The organism is Anabaena sp. CCY 9910, from assembly GCF_963920875.1.
GTDB classification, from domain to species: domain Bacteria; phylum Cyanobacteriota; class Cyanobacteriia; order Cyanobacteriales; family Nostocaceae; genus Trichormus; species Trichormus variabilis.
The window spans coordinates 31,866-51,589 of sequence record NZ_CAWUDJ010000004.1; the positions used below are offsets into that span (position 1 = coordinate 31,866).

At 38.6% G+C, this 19,724-nt stretch carries 15 protein-coding genes; 6 read left to right on the plus strand and 9 right to left on the minus strand.

Annotated features, from left to right (window positions below):
* Positions 1-15 precede the first annotated feature (15 nt).
* A complete protein-coding gene (locus ACM5QX_RS05170) occupies positions 16-822 on the minus strand; it encodes an inositol monophosphatase family protein (RefSeq protein WP_414752669.1) in 807 nt (268 codons plus the stop codon).
* 381 nt (positions 823-1,203) lie between these two features.
* On the opposite strand from ACM5QX_RS05170, the gene ACM5QX_RS05175 reads away from it, so the two are divergent.
* Positions 1,204-3,321 carry a pentapeptide repeat-containing protein gene (locus ACM5QX_RS05175; protein WP_414752670.1) on the plus strand — a complete coding sequence of 706 codons (2,118 nt, stop codon included), beginning with the start codon at positions 1,204-1,206 and terminating at the stop codon, positions 3,319-3,321.
* A gap of 107 nt (positions 3,322-3,428) precedes the next feature.
* On the opposite strand, the gene ACM5QX_RS05180 is transcribed toward ACM5QX_RS05175, so the two are convergent.
* On the minus strand, positions 3,429-4,877 hold the full coding sequence (locus ACM5QX_RS05180; protein WP_414752671.1) for a BCD family MFS transporter: 1,449 nt from the start codon (positions 4,875-4,877) through the stop codon (positions 3,429-3,431).
* Positions 4,878-4,995: 118 nt separating this feature from the next.
* A complete protein-coding gene (gene sbcD / locus ACM5QX_RS05185) occupies positions 4,996-6,234 on the minus strand; it encodes an exonuclease subunit SbcD (RefSeq protein WP_414752672.1) in 1,239 nt (412 codons plus the stop codon).
* Positions 6,235-6,487: 253 nt separating this feature from the next.
* Here sbcD and ACM5QX_RS05190 point away from each other — a divergent pair, with 253 nt between their 5' ends.
* The 3 genes from ACM5QX_RS05190 to ACM5QX_RS05200 are packed head-to-tail and all read left to right on the plus strand — an operon-like array spanning position 6,488 to position 13,521.
* Positions 6,488-10,483, plus strand: coding sequence for an AAA domain-containing protein (locus ACM5QX_RS05190; protein ID WP_414752673.1), 3,996 nt, complete (start codon positions 6,488-6,490; stop codon positions 10,481-10,483).
* Positions 10,484-10,519: 36 nt separating this feature from the next.
* Positions 10,520-12,403, plus strand: a complete 1,884-nt coding sequence (locus ACM5QX_RS05195) for a trypsin-like peptidase domain-containing protein (protein WP_414752674.1) — start codon at positions 10,520-10,522, stop codon at positions 12,401-12,403.
* 20 nt (positions 12,404-12,423) lie between these two features.
* Positions 12,424-13,521: a hypothetical protein gene (locus tag ACM5QX_RS05200; protein WP_414752675.1), complete on the plus strand. Its 1,098-nt coding sequence runs from the start codon at positions 12,424-12,426 to the stop codon at positions 13,519-13,521.
* Between the two features lie 131 nt (positions 13,522-13,652).
* Here ACM5QX_RS05200 and cysH read toward each other — a convergent pair whose 3' ends face one another.
* Positions 13,653-14,378: a phosphoadenosine phosphosulfate reductase gene (gene cysH, locus ACM5QX_RS05205; protein WP_011320054.1), complete on the minus strand. Its 726-nt coding sequence runs from the start codon at positions 14,376-14,378 to the stop codon at positions 13,653-13,655.
* A 613-nt stretch (positions 14,379-14,991) separates the two neighbouring features.
* Here cysH and ACM5QX_RS05210 point away from each other — a divergent pair.
* Complete coding sequence (locus ACM5QX_RS05210) at positions 14,992-15,936, plus strand: ATP adenylyltransferase family protein (protein ID WP_414752676.1); 945 nt, start codon at positions 14,992-14,994, stop codon at positions 15,934-15,936.
* A 20-nt stretch (positions 15,937-15,956) separates the two neighbouring features.
* Here ACM5QX_RS05210 and ACM5QX_RS05215 read toward each other — a convergent pair whose 3' ends face one another.
* Positions 15,957-16,880 carry a hypothetical protein gene (locus ACM5QX_RS05215; protein ID WP_414752677.1) on the minus strand — a complete coding sequence of 308 codons (924 nt, stop codon included), beginning with the start codon at positions 16,878-16,880 and terminating at the stop codon, positions 15,957-15,959.
* Positions 16,881-17,394: 514 nt separating this feature from the next.
* On the opposite strand from ACM5QX_RS05215, the gene ACM5QX_RS05220 reads away from it, so the two are divergent.
* On the plus strand, positions 17,395-17,883 hold the full coding sequence (locus tag ACM5QX_RS05220; RefSeq protein WP_414752678.1) for an N-acetyltransferase family protein: 489 nt from the start codon (positions 17,395-17,397) through the stop codon (positions 17,881-17,883).
* Positions 17,884-18,126: 243 nt separating this feature from the next.
* Here ACM5QX_RS05220 and ACM5QX_RS05225 read toward each other — a convergent pair whose 3' ends face one another.
* The 4 genes from ACM5QX_RS05225 to ACM5QX_RS05240 are packed head-to-tail and all read right to left on the minus strand — an operon-like array spanning position 18,127 to position 19,547.
* Positions 18,127-18,702: a Uma2 family endonuclease gene (locus ACM5QX_RS05225; RefSeq protein WP_414752679.1), complete on the minus strand. Its 576-nt coding sequence runs from the start codon at positions 18,700-18,702 to the stop codon at positions 18,127-18,129.
* Positions 18,677-18,952 carry a hypothetical protein gene (locus ACM5QX_RS05230; RefSeq protein WP_414752680.1) on the minus strand — a complete coding sequence of 92 codons (276 nt, stop codon included), beginning with the start codon at positions 18,950-18,952 and terminating at the stop codon, positions 18,677-18,679. Before ACM5QX_RS05230 ends, ACM5QX_RS05225 begins: the two co-directional genes overlap by 26 nt.
* Complete coding sequence (locus ACM5QX_RS05235) at positions 18,949-19,305, minus strand: DUF5615 family PIN-like protein (protein WP_414752681.1); 357 nt, start codon at positions 19,303-19,305, stop codon at positions 18,949-18,951. Before ACM5QX_RS05235 ends, ACM5QX_RS05230 begins: the two co-directional genes overlap by 4 nt.
* Positions 19,302-19,547: a DUF433 domain-containing protein gene (locus ACM5QX_RS05240; RefSeq protein WP_414752682.1), complete on the minus strand. Its 246-nt coding sequence runs from the start codon at positions 19,545-19,547 to the stop codon at positions 19,302-19,304. The genes ACM5QX_RS05235 and ACM5QX_RS05240 overlap by 4 nt, the downstream gene beginning before the upstream one ends.
* Positions 19,548-19,724: the final 177 nt, after the last annotated feature.

The window sequence follows — 19,724 nt, forward strand, 5'->3', positions numbered from 1 at the left end:
AAAGTATGTAGTGAGTTAAATTTTTACATCTTTAATTAGAGGTGTAAAAAATGTAACTAAGTCTGAACGACTAACAACGAGAGTAGGGAAAGAGCGATCGCTATAATCTTCCCCATTTGATAAGGGAAATGGTTCTGATTCGAGGGAAACCCAGCTACCACCAGCAGCTTGAACAATTACCCAAGCGCCTGCTATGTCCCAAACTTTTGGTGTTGCTTCTATTCCTCCTAATGTTGCACCAGCCGCAACCGTAAGGAAATTGTAACTAGCTACACCCAGCATCCGAATTTTGCAGGGAAATCCGTTCTGAACAACAGCTAAACTGCGGGAACAAAGGTTAAAAAAGTGATTGCTGCTGGGAGAGTCACTACTGGTATGAATTGGGTGATGATTGAGAAATGCTCCAGAGGGTGTGCTTAAACCAGATGTACCAGGCCAGAAACCATGAAAAGCTTGATTGAGGGGTGGCGCATAAACATAACCAAAAATTGGTGTACCTCGGTAAAGCAAAGCCAGAGAAATCGACCAGATGGGAATACCCCGTGTAAAGTTCGTTGTTCCATCTAAAGGATCGATGACCCAGCACCACTCTGTCCCAGGAAATGTGCGATCGCTTTCTTCAGTTAAAATTCCATAACCGGAAAAAGTAGAGGCGATCGCATCCCGAATTTCTTGATCTGCCCATTTATCAGCTTGGGTTACCAAGCTACCGTCAGCTTTTTGTAAAGCCTGCACTTGCCCAAAATCCTGCATTAACCGCGCGCCCACTCTGGTGGTGATAGTTTCGGCAAAATCGAGAATTGTCGTCCAAAAATCATTCATTGATCAATTTTCACGCAAAGGCACTCTAATCTAACGTGAGTTCGACGACATTAAAAGACCCCTCTCCTGCAAAGAGAAAAGTCAGCACAAACCTGGGTTGATGTCAGCAAACTCAACAGCAATATTTATGTTGCGTGATTTTGCCATGTTAACGCGATGTGCAACTTATTTTTGAAACCCCTCTCCAAACCTCTCCCCGAAGCGGAGAGAGGCTTTGAATCTTGCTCCCCTTCCCTGCGAGGGAAGGGGTTGGGGGTTAGGTTTGAGAGAAAGTTGCACACGGCGTATGTTACATCCAAAATATTCCTACTTTGACAAAATCAGGAGAATTGTACAGTAAACTTGTGTAAAATCTCCGTAATAACCCTTAGTGACGCAATTATGCCGCCAGACTATTCCGGTGAAAATTTGCGAGGTCGTTCATTTAAAGGTCAAGACTTGACTGGGGCTAATTTTAGTAAAGCAGATATTCGAGGGGCTAATTTTAGCAAGGCTATTCTAAAAGGAGCTAATTTCACAGGTGCGAAAGCTGGACTACAAAAACGTTGGACTGTTGGTTTGCTTATAGCTTCATGGCTGCTGTCAGCAGTTTCAGGGTTTTTCTCAATCTTTCTCGGTCTATTGGTAGCACTCATATTTAGACCTACAAGTTTTGAAGATTTGAGTCATGATCAACAGATCATTTTTGGGATAGTCCTCCTAATTGTGCTACTGGTTTTTTGTATTATTACTCTTCGTAAGGGTTTAACAGCAGGTTTAGGAGCCGTAGCCTTCGCCGTAGCCGTAGCCTTCGCCGTAGCCGGAGCCTTCGCCGTAGCCGGAGCCGCAGCCGGCGGAGCCTTCACCGGAGCCGGAGCCTCAGCCTTAGCCTTAGCCTTCGCCGTAGCCGGAGCCGCAGCCTTAGCCGCAGCCGTAGCTTTAGCCGCAGCTGTAGCCGGAGCCGCAGCCTTAGCCGTAACCTTAGCCGTAGCCTTAGCCTTAGCCTTAGCCGCAGCCGCAGCCTTAGCCGCAGCCGGAGCCTTAGCCGCAACCGGAGCCTTAGCCGCAGCCTTAGCCTTAGCCTTAGCCTTGACATTATTTAGTGCTTATATAGGCTGGCGTAGTTTAGCTGGAAATGAAAAAGATGCTTGGGTTCGCTCATTTGCCATTACTTTTGCAGCAACAGGCGGTACAAGTTTCTTTGGTGCTAATTTAACTGATGCTGACTTTACTGGTGCAACTCTCAAAAACACAAATTTCAGAACAGCAAATCTCACCCGCACTCGTTTTTATGAAGCGAAAAAACTTGACCTTGCCAGAGTAGGCGATTCAATATTAGCTAAACGAGATATTCTCAATTTGCTAGTTACTTTAAATGGTAGAAATAAATCATATATTGGCGCGAATCTCAAAGGTGCAAACCTCATAAGCGCAGATTTAAAAGAAGCTAATCTTAAAGACACTGACATTACTGAAGCCACCTTTGCAGGTGCTTGTTTAGAGTGGGCAAATCTAACTCTAGCTCAAGCTGTGGGTACTGATTTTACTCGCGCTCAAATGACTGGTGCTTGTCTAGAAGCTTGGAATATTGAAAGCACAACTAAATTAAATGATGTTGATTGTCGCTTTATCTATCTGCTAGAAAATCCCCATTCTGGAACTGATGATAGAGAACGCCGTCCCAGTAGTGGTGACTTTCAACCAGGAGAATTTACCAAACTATTTGAAGAAGTATTAAACACTGTCGATTTAATTTTCCGCAACGGCATCGACTGGAAAGCTTTTGTTACTTCCTTCAAAAAAGTGCAAGCAGATAATGAAGACACAGATTTATCTATTCAGAGTATTGCTAACAAAGGTGATGGCGTAGTTGTCGTTAAAGTTAACGTGCCTGATGGAACTGATAAAGAGAAAATTCATAGTGATTTTATGCAAAATTATCAGTTAGCATTGCAAGCTGTGGAGGAAAAATATAAAGCACAACTGCAAGCTAAAGATAATGAAATAGTCATCTATCGCCAACAAAGTGCAGATATGAAAGAGATTATTGGCTTATTAGCTAATAAGCCAATTAATGTTCAAGTTGATAATAAAGTAGAAGCTAAAAGCATGACTAACAGTAATGATTACAGCCGTAAATTGGAAATTAGCGGTACTTTAAATAACAGTGGTCAAATTAATTTAGGTGAAATTAGCGGTACGGTGACAAATACTATTAATGAGTTACCATCTGCCGCTGAAACTGAACAGCCAGGAATTAAGGAATTATTGACGCAATTAAAAGCGGCGATTGAAGCGGAAAAAGATTTATCTGAAGATGATAAGGCAGAAGCATTAGAACAAGTGCAAGCCTTAGCGGAAGCGGGTAAAAATCCCCAATCTGAACCGCAGCAGAAGGGGGCAAAAACTGCGATGAAGATTTTGAAAGGGACAATTACTGGTTTACCTGCGACGGCTACATTAGTTGAGGCTGTTAGTAAATTGTTGCCGTTGATTTCTAAGTTTTTGGGCTTGGGTTGAGTGTAACTAAATAGATAATCTGGTGATTTTACATGAATTAGAAAAACCTAACCCCCAACCCCTTCCCTATAAGGGAAGGGGAGGCAAACTAAACTTTCAAAGGCACTCTAATCTAAATCACTTTCTAAAACAGAAGCGATCGCTTGCTTGGTAGTAGTTTGAAATTCTGTCACATTCACACGATTGAGGAACCAAATCGACAGCACCATCCCCACCGCTTCCAAAACAAATACTGATGCGTAGGCTAGTTCTAAAGTCGGTAACAGTCTTTTACTCACATCTAAGACTGCACCGCCGATGACTATGGCTAATCCCCTAGCTAAGGATTGCGCCAACCCCCAAGCCCCAATGAATGTGCCGGCGGTTTCTGCAACTGTTAAATCCAGCATCAAGCTAATTGCAGCTGTAGTTAAGAAACCAGTGGCTAAACCAAAAATGACCAAACCAAACTTCAAAAAGGCGGGGTTAGCTGAGAATCCTGATGCGCCCAACATTAAGGCGGCGAATGCGACCAGAACGCAACCCAAACGGGCAGTTCGCCGCTTACCTAAACGGGGTACAACAAAAAAGCCGGTTACACCGTAGGCGATTAAAATACCTATGCCATAAAATACATTCAGTCTGGTACTTTCTGCCAAAGGCATCTTAAACACTTGACCCGCATAAGGTTCGACAACTGGGTCTTGCATAAATAAACTGATGCTCATCACCACCAAAAAAGTGAAGAACAAAGCAGTTTGGGGACTAGCTGTCAAAATTTTCCAAGCTGCACCCAGAGTAATACTATCTTCTCGATTTACCAATGTAGAACGGCTTTTATAGAGAGAATACTTTTTCTCTACACCCACTGTTGCTACAATCGACAACCCAAACACAATTGCAGGGACTATCATAAATAGCCTGTTGACTGCGGCTTGCAAAGTTACTGCATTTGCTTCTGGGGTTAATTGTTTGAGCAAACTAGAACTGATAATTGCCCCAACAATAATTCCCACCATCAACATTGACCAGACAATACCCACCACTTGAGAACGGTTATCTTCTTCTGAGATATCCACCAACAAAGCAGCAAAAGACGTACCACTAGCACAAATCGCTAGACCATATATGGCAAAAACTAAAGCCAGAAGTGATGTCCAGCCGATAGTTTCAGTAGTCCACACCCAACCACTAGAGCTATTGGCGACACTATTTAACTGCCAAATTACTTGTACAGCGAAAAAAGAGGCGATCGCAAATATTGCCGCCCCCACCCAAACATAAGCCGTGCGATGATAACCCCACAAAGGTTTGGCATCGGAAATCTGACCAAACCAAATGCGAGAAGGAGAGACAAAGGCCGGTAACGCTAAAACCAACGCCACCAACGTCGCCGGAATGGCGATTTCTTGAATCATGACTCTGTTCAGTACACCCAGAGTCAAAATTGACATCATACTCAGACCCATTTGAAAGAGTCCGAGTCGAAACACAGTCACCAAGTTAACTCTCTGAACTGACTCAGGCTTAATTGATTGACCTGATTCGGGATCGGGTAGAAAATTGCTAGTCGCCATTATGACTTGAATGAGAAAAAATACAGGATTTAGCCTTTCTTTAAATAAAGATAAACCTGCTCATCCCCAGTCTGCTATTTTTCAACCCCTTTAATACAAAAAGAGAACTTTTGAGCAATTACCAATTACCCATTACCAAATCATCAGTTAGTAGCTTTTCAGCTGCTTCTAACATGGATGCTGATATGTCCTTGAGGTCTTCACGATTCTGCAAGTAAGTTTTTAATGCTTCCATTGGGTCGATGCTGCTACTCGCACTCAATTCAGGGATGCGGGGTCGAGCCAACTGGCTTAATAATTCTGCTTGAATGGTGTAAGTGTGAGCAGAACTCAAGGCGTTATGTAAGGAGGCGCTATCAATTACATCCATTTGTTCGGAACGGAGTTTGTAGATTAGCCGCACGACAGCATCTTGAATATCATGTTTAGCGATCGCCTTCACAATAGCAGCTTGTGGATCATCTGCTTTTGATACATCCACTTCGATGGTGCGAAAAGTCCGGACGGGTAAGGGACAAAACTCCCAATTGACATTCCCCCGTTCCAGTTCAATCATTACATAACCCTTATCCTCTTTCTCCTCGCTAAAATCTACCCGTTCAATACTCCCCGGATAAATCACTGGCGGGTTATTAGATTTATTCAAATTTTGATGACGGTGGACGTGTCCCAATGCCACATAATCAAAACAGGGACGAGTCAGCAAAGATAAAGGTAGAGTAAAACCTTTACCCACAGCCAAATAGCGTTCAGCCCCCAACGTCGCATTATCAGCCATCAAATGAGCTAAAAGCACAGTTGGTACATCAGGGTCAAGACGGCGAATTTCCCCTTCCATCACCACTTGCAGACGTTCTGTTAATAGTTGATTGACTTCAGCCAACCCCAAACCTTCTGTTTCTTGACGCGTCATCAGTGTCGAACGAGTTAGCCAAGGTAAAGTAATCACCTGCACTTTGCCGTTACGAGTTTGGATATGATGAGTCGTCAACCTATCACCAACCACAAACCCCGGCACTCCCAAAGTGCGGTAAATATTTAAACTAGCGCCTCCTTGTCCTTGGGAATGTTGGTCATGGTTCCCCACCAACAACACTGTCGGAATTTCAGCATCCACAAGACGACGAAATTGACTAGCAAAAGCTTCTTGCACATAGGGCGGCGGCGTAGCATCAGGAAACGCATCACCACCAAATATGACCAAATCTACAGCATCTCCCAACGCCCGATCAATGCACACAGATAAAGTATTGACAAAATCCTCCAAACGTGTATTTAATCCCGTAACGCTATTAATGCGTCCGTGAGAAAAACCGCTTCCCATGTGGATGTCGGAGAGATGGAGGATTTTAATCATACATTTATCTTAAGCTTACTTGACTATCTGATGTTTAATTGTCACGCCAATCATAATATCGCTTACAACAGTTTACGTTTTGAGAATATGTAACCTCGTTAGATTGAGATTGATACAGATTTAGTTAAAACGAATGACAACTCTTATATCAGCAAAGTTTAACAAATAATTATATTCATTATCAGAAATATTACTTACAATAAAAGTATTAAAACAAAGGCTATTTTTTGTAAAATACTGTAATCTCAAGCGAATGAGTAACCAGGAAACTCAGAAAATCGAAGACAAAACCAATTATTGGAAGAAAAAACTGATTGGCGAATCCAACAAAAATCCGTTAGTTGATTTACGCCAAAATCAAAAAAGATTAGTTCCTCTTTTAAGAGACTCTTCATTTTTATATAGTCATTTTACAGGAGATGAGCCTGAATCATTACCAATTAGTGAACTGGAACCTAAGCAGACTGATGAAGACCCGTTAAAGCTTCTAGATGAACTTCGTAAAGAGGCTAAATCAACCATTGAAGAGAAGGGTTTTAATAGTCTTTTTTTAGTCATTAATGCCTTAACATGGTTTAATCCCGAAAATACTCATGAAAAATATGTTTCTCCTATTCTGCTTGTTCCAGTGAGATTAGAAAAAATAGGTAGAAAGTCATTAGAATTTACTCTTCACCCTATAGATGATGATATTGCTGTTAACTTTACTTTAGTCAACAGGTTACAGGATTATGGTATAACGCTGCCTGACAGTGATAGGGTTAAAGAATTGAGCTATGAAGATTTTTTCAGTGAAGTTCGTAGTGTGATCTCTAAACAACCTAACTGGGAAGTACAAGACACAGCAAACATTAGTTTGTTTCCAGATGCAAAAGCAGCGATGATTCAAGACCTGGAACAAAATCAGGAAAAGATAGCTAATCATCCCATACTGCAAGAGCTAGCTTTAGGCAGAACATCTGGGAATGTCAACAATACCTCTATTCCTCAAGAAAAAGAGCTTGATCAAATAGACCCTTCATTAATTTATCAGATACGTGATGCGGACTCCAGCCAGCAAGTAGTTATTGAAGCTGTCAAGGCAGGCTCTAATTGTGTTGTACAGGGGCCTCCAGGCACAGGAAAAAGCCAAACTATTGTTAACATCATTACTGAGTTAATCGGTCAAGATAAAAAAATCCTTGTAGTTGCAGAAAAGCAAACTGCTTTAGAAGTTGTTTTTAAAAGACTAAAAGAAAGTAAATTAGAAAATCTCTGTCTAAATTTACATCATGAAGTTACAAAAAAAGCCAAAGATTTCTTCAATCAGCTAGCACAAACTTATGAGGATGTTTCAGGAAGTAACGAAGCACAACAGGAAGATTCGGAAACCTTATTTAAACCTTTACGCGACTATCGAAAAGTTCTCAACGATCATGTAAAAGATTTACATGACAAGAAAGATCCACTCAAGAAGTCGGCTTTTAACTTGTATGGCGAAATTCGTAGGTTGGAAAAAGAAGACATTCCTCGACTAGAGTTTAATATTTCTAATTTGCAAGATTGGTCAGAAACTAGATTGTTCGATGCGAAAAAATTATTAGAAGAACTTGGTCAATTTGAGGCTATATTCCGGGGTAGACAAAAAACTCTATGGTCAAGTAGTCCCGTAAACTATCCTTGGTCGTCTGCTATAGATCAAGCTTTGCGTGTAAATCTTGACAATCTTAGCTCCGGCATAAAACTGGCTCAGAATACTATATCTTCATTGATACAACTACTAAATATCAACGAAACAATTGAAAATTTGTATGATTTAGAAGAGTTACAACCAGCAGTTAATCATATCCTTAATGCTCCATCAAACATTGAAACTTGGTCATTTTCAACAGATTTGGATGATTTGGCACAGTTGTATTTAAACTTAGAAAAAGATATTAGGGATTATCAATCAATTAATTCCGATCTCAATTCTAAGTATGTGCGAGATTTTTTCACTTTCGATTTATTAAAAATCAGGGAAATTTTTGCGAAAAGATTTACTGGTATTTTTTGCTTTATTAAACCAGCTTATTGGAAATGGCTCTATGATAAGAGACGCGAACGTCAACGTCTAATTGCTCTTCGACAAGACCGCAAGCGCATTTCTGAGCAAGAGTTAATGAAAGATATTGAAAATGCGATTGAGCGCCAAAATATTTTAATTAAATTACAAGACCGCAACTACCAAGCACGTGAAGCTTTTGGTTCTTCCTTCGAGAAAGAAATGACAAATTTACAAAGTATTAAGCAAGGTCTTGAATGGTTGGAAAACCTCAATAAAAATCTTCCATTAGATAAAGAAAAAGTAGCCACAGTGCTTACTTCAAGAGAAAATCATGAACAATTATCAGAATTATTCAAGTCTTTGGAAGTATCTTTAAACCAAATTCAAGAAGGCTGCAAATTCTTAAACAAACACTTCCCCAAAGAAAGACTAACAGCACTAGATGTATTGAAGAGAAAACCTCTAAATGAGATTAAAGATTTCCGAAGACAAGCCTATGATGAGCTTGATTTATTCCAACAGTGGTTGGACTGTCAAGAAATTGTACATAAATTAGAAGCGATTGGCACAGAGGAATTTCTAGCTAAACTACGAGACACCGACATTTCACCAGATAAGTGGTATTCGGTTTTACGGAAAGGCTTTTATGTAAATTGGCGGCGACACATACATTCTGATAAATCCGAGTTGCGAAATTTTAGCCAGAATTTGCACGAACAGAGAATAAATGAATTTTCAAAAGAAGATAAACAACAGTATGATGTTGCAATAAAACGTTTGAGACAACTCCATGTACAACGTTGCCAAGATTGGTTAAAGCAGCCAGAAGCACAGGAACAAGTAAGCAATCTAAAACGGGAAATTACAAAGAAAAGTAGACAACAAAAAATTCGTCAATTTATCAAGAAGAATGCTCAAATTGTTACTACTCTTAAACCATGTTGGCTGATGAGTCCTTTAGGCGTTTGTCAATATGTAGATGCAGACGCAGTGGAGTTTGATGTTGTTATCTTTGACGAAGCTTCTCAAGTGCGTACTGAAAATGCAGTATCGTCTATTATGCGAGCAAAACAGCTAATTGTTGTAGGTGATAACAAGCAGTTACCACCAACTTCTTACTTTGAAAGTGCAGCAGATGATGATAGCGACGATGAAGAAGAAGAAATTTATGAAAATTTGCTAGATGAGTGTTCTAAATTATTAATTATGCTCACTCGTACTTTAAGTTGGCATTATCGCAGCCAAGATGAAAGTCTCATTGCCTTTTCAAATCAAGAATTTTACAACTCAAAACTTATTTCTTTCCCTAACCCTGCAAAAGATGCTAGCAGAGGGGTACATTTCCATTTTGTTGAAGGGGGAATATATGCTAATGGAGAAAATATCCGTGAAGCAGAGGAAGTTGCAAAGCTAACAGTGCAGCATTATCAGCAAAACTCCCAACAATCTTTGGGTATTATTACCTCAAGTAAACAACAAGCAAAAGCCATCAAGGAACAACTCAAACAAATCAGTATTAAACATCCTGAGATAGAAGAATTTTTTCAAGAGAACTCAGAGAAGTTCTTTGTTAAATCAATTGATGATGTTCAAGGTGATGAGAGAGATGTGATTTTCCTAAGCTTTGGCTTTGGTTTTGATAACAAAAATTCTGGTCAGTTAAAGCACAACTTTGGTTACTTCAGTAGAAAAGAACAAGATTTAGGTAAACGAAGATTAAATGTTGCAATAACTCGTGCTAGATGCAAGTTCGTATTAATCGCTTCGATTCATCGTGATGATATTATCGCCGAAAAAGGTGAACAAGCTGCATTACTTAAGGATTATTTTGCATACGTTGACAGTGGCGGTCAAAAACTAGCTAAAAAAGGTGATGACCTTTCGGACTTAGACTTACCTTTTGAAGAATATATATATCAAGTTTTAACATATAGGGGATATCAAGTTAAGAAACGGGTTGGTCGTTCAGCTTATCCAATCGACTTAGTGGTGATGGATAATTCCAAACCAGAAAAGGAAGAGTCTCTTCTGGGGATTGTGTGTGATGGCGAAACCTATAGTAAATATCCTACAGCACGCGATCGCGATCGCCTCCGCCAAGAAATCCTAGAAAAATTAGGCTGGCGCATTTACAGAATTTGGTCTCGTGAGTGGGATCGCAACAGGGAAGAACAAATTAATCGCCTCATAGCGCATATAGAAAATCTCCGCAACCAGAAATAAACATAATTAGTAATTTGAAGAAGGCTTGGATTGCCTATGATAATAGCCAAAATAGAAGAACTTTTAACTAAAATTCAACAGTTGCAATCAATTATGATTGCGGTATCAACTGATTCATATCGTAATCCCATTAGAGAGAAAGAAAAACCATACACAAAACTCTACAAAGATATTACAGACATATTGGAGTTTCTTGCAGAAGAAGGGGTATTAATCGAAAATCATAATCCTTGTAAGTCTCTTTTAGATTGGCGCGATCGCTGGTCAACTTTAGAAAGGGGACTTGCCTCAAAAGGAGCATATATTCACGACCTATATAATACTACTTTCCAGCAAATTGATAATATTTTGTTTCAGTACAATATTATCGGTAAATCTCAAAAACAGTTAGTTGATGAGTGGCAAATCTCACAATTTAAACACCTGATAGTAAAGATTAAGAAGTTGAAGGGAATTATGATTTCGGTTGCTATTCAGGGACGCACTGATGATTTAATTAAGGCTGAGGATGAGGATTATCGCCAACTCTACCGAGAGTTGACATTACAAATAAGTATCCTTCAGAAAATAGGTATACCTGTTACACATCCCAATAAATTTAGGTCACTTTGGCAATGGTATAATCACTGGTCATTCAATTTAGATAAATCATATGATGTAAGAGAAAGATATATTGATGACCTCTATGAAAAAATTATCAAACCAATTGAGAGAGCCTTAAATAAATATCAAGACAACTCAATTTCTACTGAAGAGTTTATTCAAGATTTACAGCGTCGTTTTCATCAACAGATATCTGTTAAACCTAGCAATCCCGCTATACCTAGTACAAAAGTTAATAGTACATTACAAGAACCTGAGTCTAAGTTAGAAGGCTACTATCAACCAAAGGCATTAGAGCAGATATCTAATTCTTTATCTATTGAATCAAATCAAACTGTTAACAATTCTTTTTATCACAATCTAAATTTGAAATGGACACATGATAACACCATGAATCCAGAAATATTCTTAGAGCAAGAAAACATTGTATATTTAGTAGAAAGTTTAGAAAAATTATTTGCTATAAAATTTGATAATAGTACCAACAGAAGAAGTCTTTTGAGTATATCTGGGATTGAAGATTCATTCACTAGAAATATTAGTTTTAATGGTAATCCTGTAGAATTTACTCATATATTAGTAGATAAATTTAAACATTATAAAATTTCCAATCATAGATTAAATTCTCACCCGATGACAAGTTTGTTAGAATATCTAATTAACCGTAAAGATAGTTGTGAGTTAGAAGATCAAGATGTAGAATTATTCACTCAATTAATTGAAAGAGGTAGGGAAAATTTAAAAGCTATAAAAACACGTAGTAGTGTTTGCAGAATTGAATCACCAAAAGGGATGGGTATCGGTACAGGAGTAATGATAGCTAAGAATTTAATCTTGACCTGTAATCATATTTTCAGTAAAACTCAAGTTAGACAAGCTTGGGTACGTTTTAACTATAATGCTGATAGTCGTCAGTTAGATAAAGATTTATATGAATTAGACATGAATTTTGTTAGCTTTAGTAGTCGCCATGACTATGCTTTAATCAAATTAAAAGAAAATCCTCAACAACAAATAGCTGTTAATAGTGAGCAAATATTAGATAGTGGTCAAGGAATCCGCATTATTCATCATCCACAGGGAAATCCTTTAATAATCTCTGACATAGGTGAGATTGTGCAGGTAGGAGAAGATTATATTGACCATAATCTAAAAACTGATAATGGTTCCTCTGGCGCACCTATTTTTAATCGCCAGTGGGAACTGATAGCAATTCATCAAGGAAATGTAGGTATTGGCCGTAATTTTGAACCAGGGTCAACAGGTGGTATTCCTATCCGTGCTATCTGGAATCAAATCTCATCATATTTAAATTGATTTAATAGAGTCATATTTTCATGAATATTTTCCAGAATTTATCTGAATCTTTTAGCCGCGAGGCTAAAAAATATACAACTCTTTTCCTACCACAACATCGAGTTGATCAAGACTACGATGATACACCTATTCGTGCAGGTGAAGCTTATTGTCGCATCTGGCTAGAGGATATGAATTTAGCTAAAGATGTAGACTGGTTCAAACAGCGTTATCCAGTTGTTCATGCTGCTATCCGTTTCCATTACGACTCTAAGCCAGTAACAATTCCTTATTTAGCTGCGCCTGGTCAACTAAAAGATTTGGGAAGCAACAATTTAGATAAAGTGATTCAAGACAGATATCCTCTTACTCCTCTGTTCCCATTTAATCAAGGTTTAGTAGAGTTTCAAGCTGGTCTGTTCAGCATTGCTTCTAGTGATTCTATCGGCAAATTTATCGAGACGATGGGAAGATTTGCCAAATTGCTCCCTGTACCAGAACTCTCAAGTGTTTTGAATTTAGCAGAACCTGTATATCGCGGAATTGAAGATTTACTGGACATTGGAGAACGTCGATTAGAGTTAGGCTATCAACAAACTTTTTCTGATGCTGACGGTGGTAGTAGTAATTTTCTCAGGGAGGGGTATTTTGCCGTAATTTTAGCGGAGGAACGAGAGATTAACATAGAAAATCTCTGCGTTGTTAATGATAATCTCCGGCTTGGCTCTCCTGGAACTACTAAAATATTTATCCGTGACAGTAAACCTTTTAAGGGTTTCAGCTATATGTTATTTCGCATAGAAAAGCGCAAACAGCAAGATTGGGAGTCATTAACAACCATAAAAGAGCTAGTTGCTAAAGCCCAAGATGCTGTCTTATTAGGGGAATATGAGAAGGTGAAACAATTTCACTTACCCGCTATTGAAATAGCTATTATCCAAAGCCCTGATGTAACTAGGTCTGACCGAAGGAATATGAGATTAAAGATTGGGGAGGAATTGAAGGAACTTGGTTTGCAATCTACAAAAGTACAAAAGCGATCGCTGTATTCAATTATGCAGCGACCCATGCCAGAGATTGACGCAGAAACAGAAGCAGAATTAGCTGCTTTAGAATTACTTTTTAAGCCCATTAGTTAATAAACTAACTTTTCTCTTTCCTGTGTGTGAGTGTTGATATAACCGCTTCAATCGCATAGTTAGAATATAACGAAAGTGAGTGGGAAATAGCATTATTTCCCACTCACTAAATTCTTGCTTTCTACTTCCTGTTAAATGTGAATCCCACATTCAGTTTTATTGCTTCCTCTCCAGCGTCCGGCGCGTTCATCTTCGCCTTCGCCTACTTTGGTGGTGATGGGTTCATCGCCAATACTGGGATAACCTTGGTCGTGGAGTGGGTTGTAAATCACACCATGTTCGGCTACGTAAGCCCAACTATCTTGACGTGTCCAAGTAGCTAGGGGATTTACTTTCAAACGACCTTTGCCATCTAATTCAAATACAGGCATATTAGCGCGGGTAACTGCTTGATCACGGCGACGGCCAGTAATCCACGCAACTGTGTTGAGTTCATCTAAACCCCGTTGTAGAGGTTCAATTTTGGTAACTTGGTGAAATTGTGTAATATCTTTATCCCAAAGCGCCTCACCATATTTAGCAGTAAAAGCTTCGCGGGTGTCTACATCTGGAGTTTTGTAGGTTTGTAAATCTAGATTATATATTTCTTTCGCTTTCGCAACGAGTTCTAAAGTTTGTTGAAAGTGGAACAGAGTATCGAGAAAGATTACAGGTACTGGTTGCTTGAGTTCACTATAAAGGATATGGGTAATTACTAAGTCATCCACATTAAAGGCGCTAGTTTGTACCAACCCTGTGGGGATATGCTCTATAGACCATGCCAGAATTTCTTTAGGAGTGGCAGTTTCAAACTGTTGATTTAATTCATCTAAATTAAATTCGTTTGTTTGGGTTTTAAATGCCGTAGAAGCTGTCATGAGAGTTTCCGTTAAATGTTGTTACCTTGATTAAACTTAATTTTAGACCAAAAAGGCACACAACTCGCTCGGATATGAGGGAATATAAGTAATTATATTGTACGGAAATTACTACCTTAAAGGTATATGTTCGCAGAACAGTGTACTGCTGCACTTTTATATACTCAAACTTTATTAATAAAAAATTAATAATATTATTTACTAATCATTTAGCTTCTCTAACTAAAATTATTGCATGATGAACTGTTAAGTAATTACTCTCACATTTACTAAGAAGGGTTACGCTATTTTAAGTTTTGACTTGCCTTTATAGATATTTATACGGAAACTGATATCTTTAAGTACAACAGCTATATTAAGGGATTCTACAAAAATGAAGAATACCAAATTACCAACTCCATTACGTGAGTATGTAATGATGGGTGGTTTAATCGCTCTCACCAGCGCTAGTATCATCACAATCATGAGCGTGTTTTGAAGGTTTTCAGATTAAAACATTAACAATTTAGGCAAATAAAATTTACAAAACTCCGCTCAGTTTATGAGGGGAGTTTTTAAGTTTTGTGTTTAATTCCTCGGTGAAAGCAATAAATTGAATGCGGAGTAAAGCAACGTGACTAGGACTGAAGGAAAAATCTTATTAAAACCAGACACATTGTGGGAACAGGTAAAAAAACAAACGGAATATGCTTTAAATTGTGGCGCGTTGCTATCGATACCTACAGAATTTGAATTTTTTGAGCAGGATGGGGTTGATTTTTTAGTACGAATTTTATCTAACCTTAACCGTAAAAATGCAGACAAGAAAAAACGAGAGAAGAAATCTGCTGGTAAAGAGTTTAACCCCTTTCTTCCTTACGAACAGGATTTATTTGTAGCGGATATTTCCGACACTCATGTATGTATATTTAATAAATTTAATGTTGTTGACTATCACTTATTGATTATCACCCGTGATTTTGAAGAGCAGGAAAAGTTGCTAACCTTCGCGGATTTTACTGCAATGTGGGCGTGTTTAGCGGGAATTGATGGTTTAGCATTCTACAACGGAGGGAAACTTGCAGGTGCTAGCCAGCGACATAAACACTTGCAACTAGTACCGTTACCATTTACAGCATCAGCACCGCAGATACCCATTGCGCCACTATTAGCATCGGCAAAATTTGAGGAATCGATTGCAACTATACCAGGGCTACCGTTCGTCCATGCTTTCGCTAGTTTACAGCCTGCTTGGGTAGATTCTCCGTTGATGGGGGCGGAAGTAACTTTAGAAATCTACCATAAATTACTGCGTGCTGTGGGTTTAGGGGCGGTTGATGATGATAGACAATCGGGTGCTTATAATTTACTAGCAACTAGAGAATGGATGTTAATCGTACCGCGATCGCAAGAACATTTCCAATCCATTTCTGTAAATTCCTTAGGGTTCGCCGGTGCTTTGCTAGTGAAAAACGAGTCGGAAATGCAAATCCTCAAGCAACATGGCCCAATGACTATCCTCAAGGAAGTAGCGATCGCCTACGGAGGGACACAGCCCATCGCCGTCAATAGTTATTAGTTAATTTGCTCCAAGTGTTCCTAATTTCCATTACTTCCCTCCAGCAGTTTAATTCTGTCTCCACTTGAGCCATATAATTCCACAAATCTCTTAAACAGCAGCATATTTGCTTGTTTAGAAAATCTGCTTAATTTAAATAAACGTTCTATATTGACTTCAGCCAAATTACGCAGATAAGGTAAGTCTTCAAAGAGAGTTAAACAAGACGCGAAATGTAATAATATTTGTAACAACGGTTTTGGCCAATCTAGGTCACTATAGATTTCTATGAATAACTGGTGTTCTCGCTCAGTCAGAGGGAAAGCATAAAATATCACCGTTATTCTTTTGCCATCGTAAACTGGAATACTCAGTTCAATTGTATAAGGAGTATGTAAAATTAAATCTACTTCTACTATCGGTTGTCTCCAAATTCTCAAAGCATTGATAGGCGAATCTAAGAGTGTATTGAATTTGATGATTCCTCCAAAATTTGTTTGTTGAAAGTCGCTAACACTCAATATTCTTAAATTATTTAAACTGAATTTGTGAATAGTCTCTAAATGTTTAAGATTTAATAAATGATAAATTTGGCAAAGATAAGGAAAGGGGAGAATATACTCCTGGCTAATCATGTGTCGTTTTTTCAATGCAAATCGACTTGCTGGATTTTGACATAATAAGCTCACCTCTTCATCGGAACCATTTTCTGGCCTTAAATACAACCAACTTATGAAGAAAAATGAAGTTGTCAAAAGCTGAAAAACTTCTCTTGTGGAAATATAGCCATCGGCAAAGGCAGACATACTTCTATCTGTTAGTCCAAATAGCCAAGATGGAATCCCTAGTAGCCAAACTCCTGTTTTCAGTTTATTTATAAATTGATAAAGTTCTAATTCAATAGAATTACTAGTCTCTTGTTTATCTTCTATATGATGGGTTTCTTTAGATAAATTATCAACCATACTGATTAAAATTAAACATTAGCTACTATCTTCATGTTAATGAGACTTAATAAAGTGGAACTCTATCTCTAGCCGGAATATAGATGTCTCAATACTCTGATTTTTAGACAAAATAGTCTTAATAGAATAGAACTAGAGAGAGAGGAGCTATTAAAGATAATTTTTCAGATAGTTGCAAGAAGATTAACCAAGTTCATGAGGTCGTTTTACAATCAACAGTTGAAAGCATTGGCTCTCAAAAAATATCATCCCTGATTTCTAAGAGTTAAATAGAAATGAATATATTGTAAGCAATCTCTGACAATTGCTGAGAAATCTTTACGGAAATCCGATTTGATTATTGACAAAATCTCAGCATCAGTAAGCTAGAAATCGCTTACAGGATGATTATTTTTGTAGACAATACCCGACCTACTGACGTTATAAAAATAAAGTAATAATCCCATAGAATTATTACTATTAAAGATGTATTATTTGTAAGTATTTTCTAAAAATTATCTTCCATTTGGTAGTGATGACCATCCGTCATGCGACTACAACTGATTTGCCTACAATTATAGGCATTTATAATGCTGCTGTTCCTAGCCGCATGGCAACTGCTGATTTAGAACCAGTTTCAGTAGAAAGTCGTCTTGCTTGGTTCCAAGGGCGATCGCCTAACTTTCGTCCTCTATGGGTAATCGAACAAGAGGGAGTAATTGCTGGGTGGCTGAGTTTCCAATCATTTTACGGACGGCCAGCCTACGCTGCAACAGCTGAACTTAGTATTTATATCGCCCCAGCTTTTCATCGGTGCGGTTTAGGTAAGCAATTGTTAGCCAAAGCAATTGCGGAAAGTCCCAATTTAGGTTTAAAAACCCTATTAGGGTTTATTTTCGCTCACAATCAACCAAGTTTACACCTGTTTCAAACCTTCGGCTTTCAAAAATGGGGATATTTACCACAAGTTGCAGACTTGGATGGTGTGGAATGCGATTTAGTAATTATGGGGTTGCGAATTTAGAATTTTTTAACTTCTTATACCAATCTTATATGAGGTTGCACATAATATAAAATCCATTGATTTATCCGCGTACCCTGTGGGAAGACTTCTCTACGAGACGCTAGCGCGAACGTCAATATCTGCGTGCATCTGCGTTCAACTATTCTATGCAGCTTTATATAGTAAGCTGCGCTAACGCTCCTCTCATGATTGCACGGCAGGCGATACCTTTGGTAAAACTGCACTAACACCTGACCAAATAAATTACCAAATCCTTTCTAATTCCAATACAAAACCCTTTAAAATATCTTCGCCTGATACAGTCGCAGGAGATTCCAAAGCCTCAACCTCTTTTCCTTGTCGATAAATTTCAACTTGACGATATTTACGATTAATTAACAAACCTAAACTTACACCATTATCTAAATATTCCCTCATCTTTTCTTGTACAGTCTTCAAACTATCACTGGGTGAAAGTAACTCAATGACAAAATCAGGACAAATAGGAGGGAACTTTTCCTTTTGTTCGTCTGTTAAAGTATTCCATCTTTCTGACTTTATCCAAGCAGCATCAGGAGAACGGTCTGCACCATTAGGCAACTTAAAGCAAGTTGAAGAATCAAAAGCGATGCCAGTACCATCAGCATCAGTCCAATTCATTAATTGTTGAGTAATTCTTGCATTTTTATTCCCTGTTTCTCCCCCCGTAGGTGGCATAATAATTAATTCTCCAGTTGCGCTGCGTTCAAATTTCAAGTCCCTATTTGCTTGACATAGATTAAAAAATTGCTCATCTGTGAGTTCCAATACTGGTTTAAGATTGACTGTGAAAGCATTCATAGTGATATTCCAGATTGAATATTAAAGCAGCAACTTTAACTACCTTACATACTATTTTATATTCCTTTAGCTCCTGGGTAATGAGCGATCGCCGACGGCGGGGCATAGTCCACGCACCTCCCCACATTCCCAAACTGCGATACCTTCGGTAAGCTTCTCTACGAGACGCTGCGCGTAGCTTGCTTCCCCGTAGGGGTAGGCTAAAGCTTGTTTTAAAAACAGAAAAATATACTTTATTTTCAGTATTCAATTATCAAGTTTGCGAATACGAATTGTTGTTGGTGTAATAACAGTGAAAGCACCCATTAACTCAGAATTATGTTGATTAATTGTATTGCCAACAATCTCTGCTTTCCGGGTTGTCAATAAACCTGCTAATCGCAATAATATAACACCTGAAGCAATACGTTGTAGGCGAAACACTAACTCACCAAAATCTTTGTCAGATGTTAATAATATTGCTTCTTCTTGGTTAGCTAAATCTAGCACTACGTCATCTGAAATTCCTCGCTCCATTTCAGCAACGTACCACACTAAATGGTTATCTTGGCGCAAACGCTCAACAATCTGCCAATCTAAATTTTCGTCTGCTAGAAATTTCAAGAAGCGTTCTCAACAATGGGATAAATAACATCATATCGTAAAGCCTCAGCCGCAAATGCCAAAGCTGCTTGAATTGCTTCGCGTGTGAGTCGCGGGTGTGATTCTAAAATTTGTTCTGGGGTTTCACCAGCAGCTAATTTTTCTAAAATTAACTCAACGGTGATGCGTGTACCTGCAATTACAGGTTTTCCCATCATCACTTTTGGATCGGATACAACTATTTGTTTAAGCTGGTTTTGCATTGTCTTGGCTCATTGCTTACTTCCTATATCATGCCATTAGCATCGAGCGATCGCACCTGTCTATAGTCCCAAACGCGATCGCCTGTTTTTCAAGATGAGCGATACCTACGGTAAGCTGCGCTAACGCACTCAACCTTCCTAAATGTGATCGCCTGTATAAAAACTATGATGGCAGTT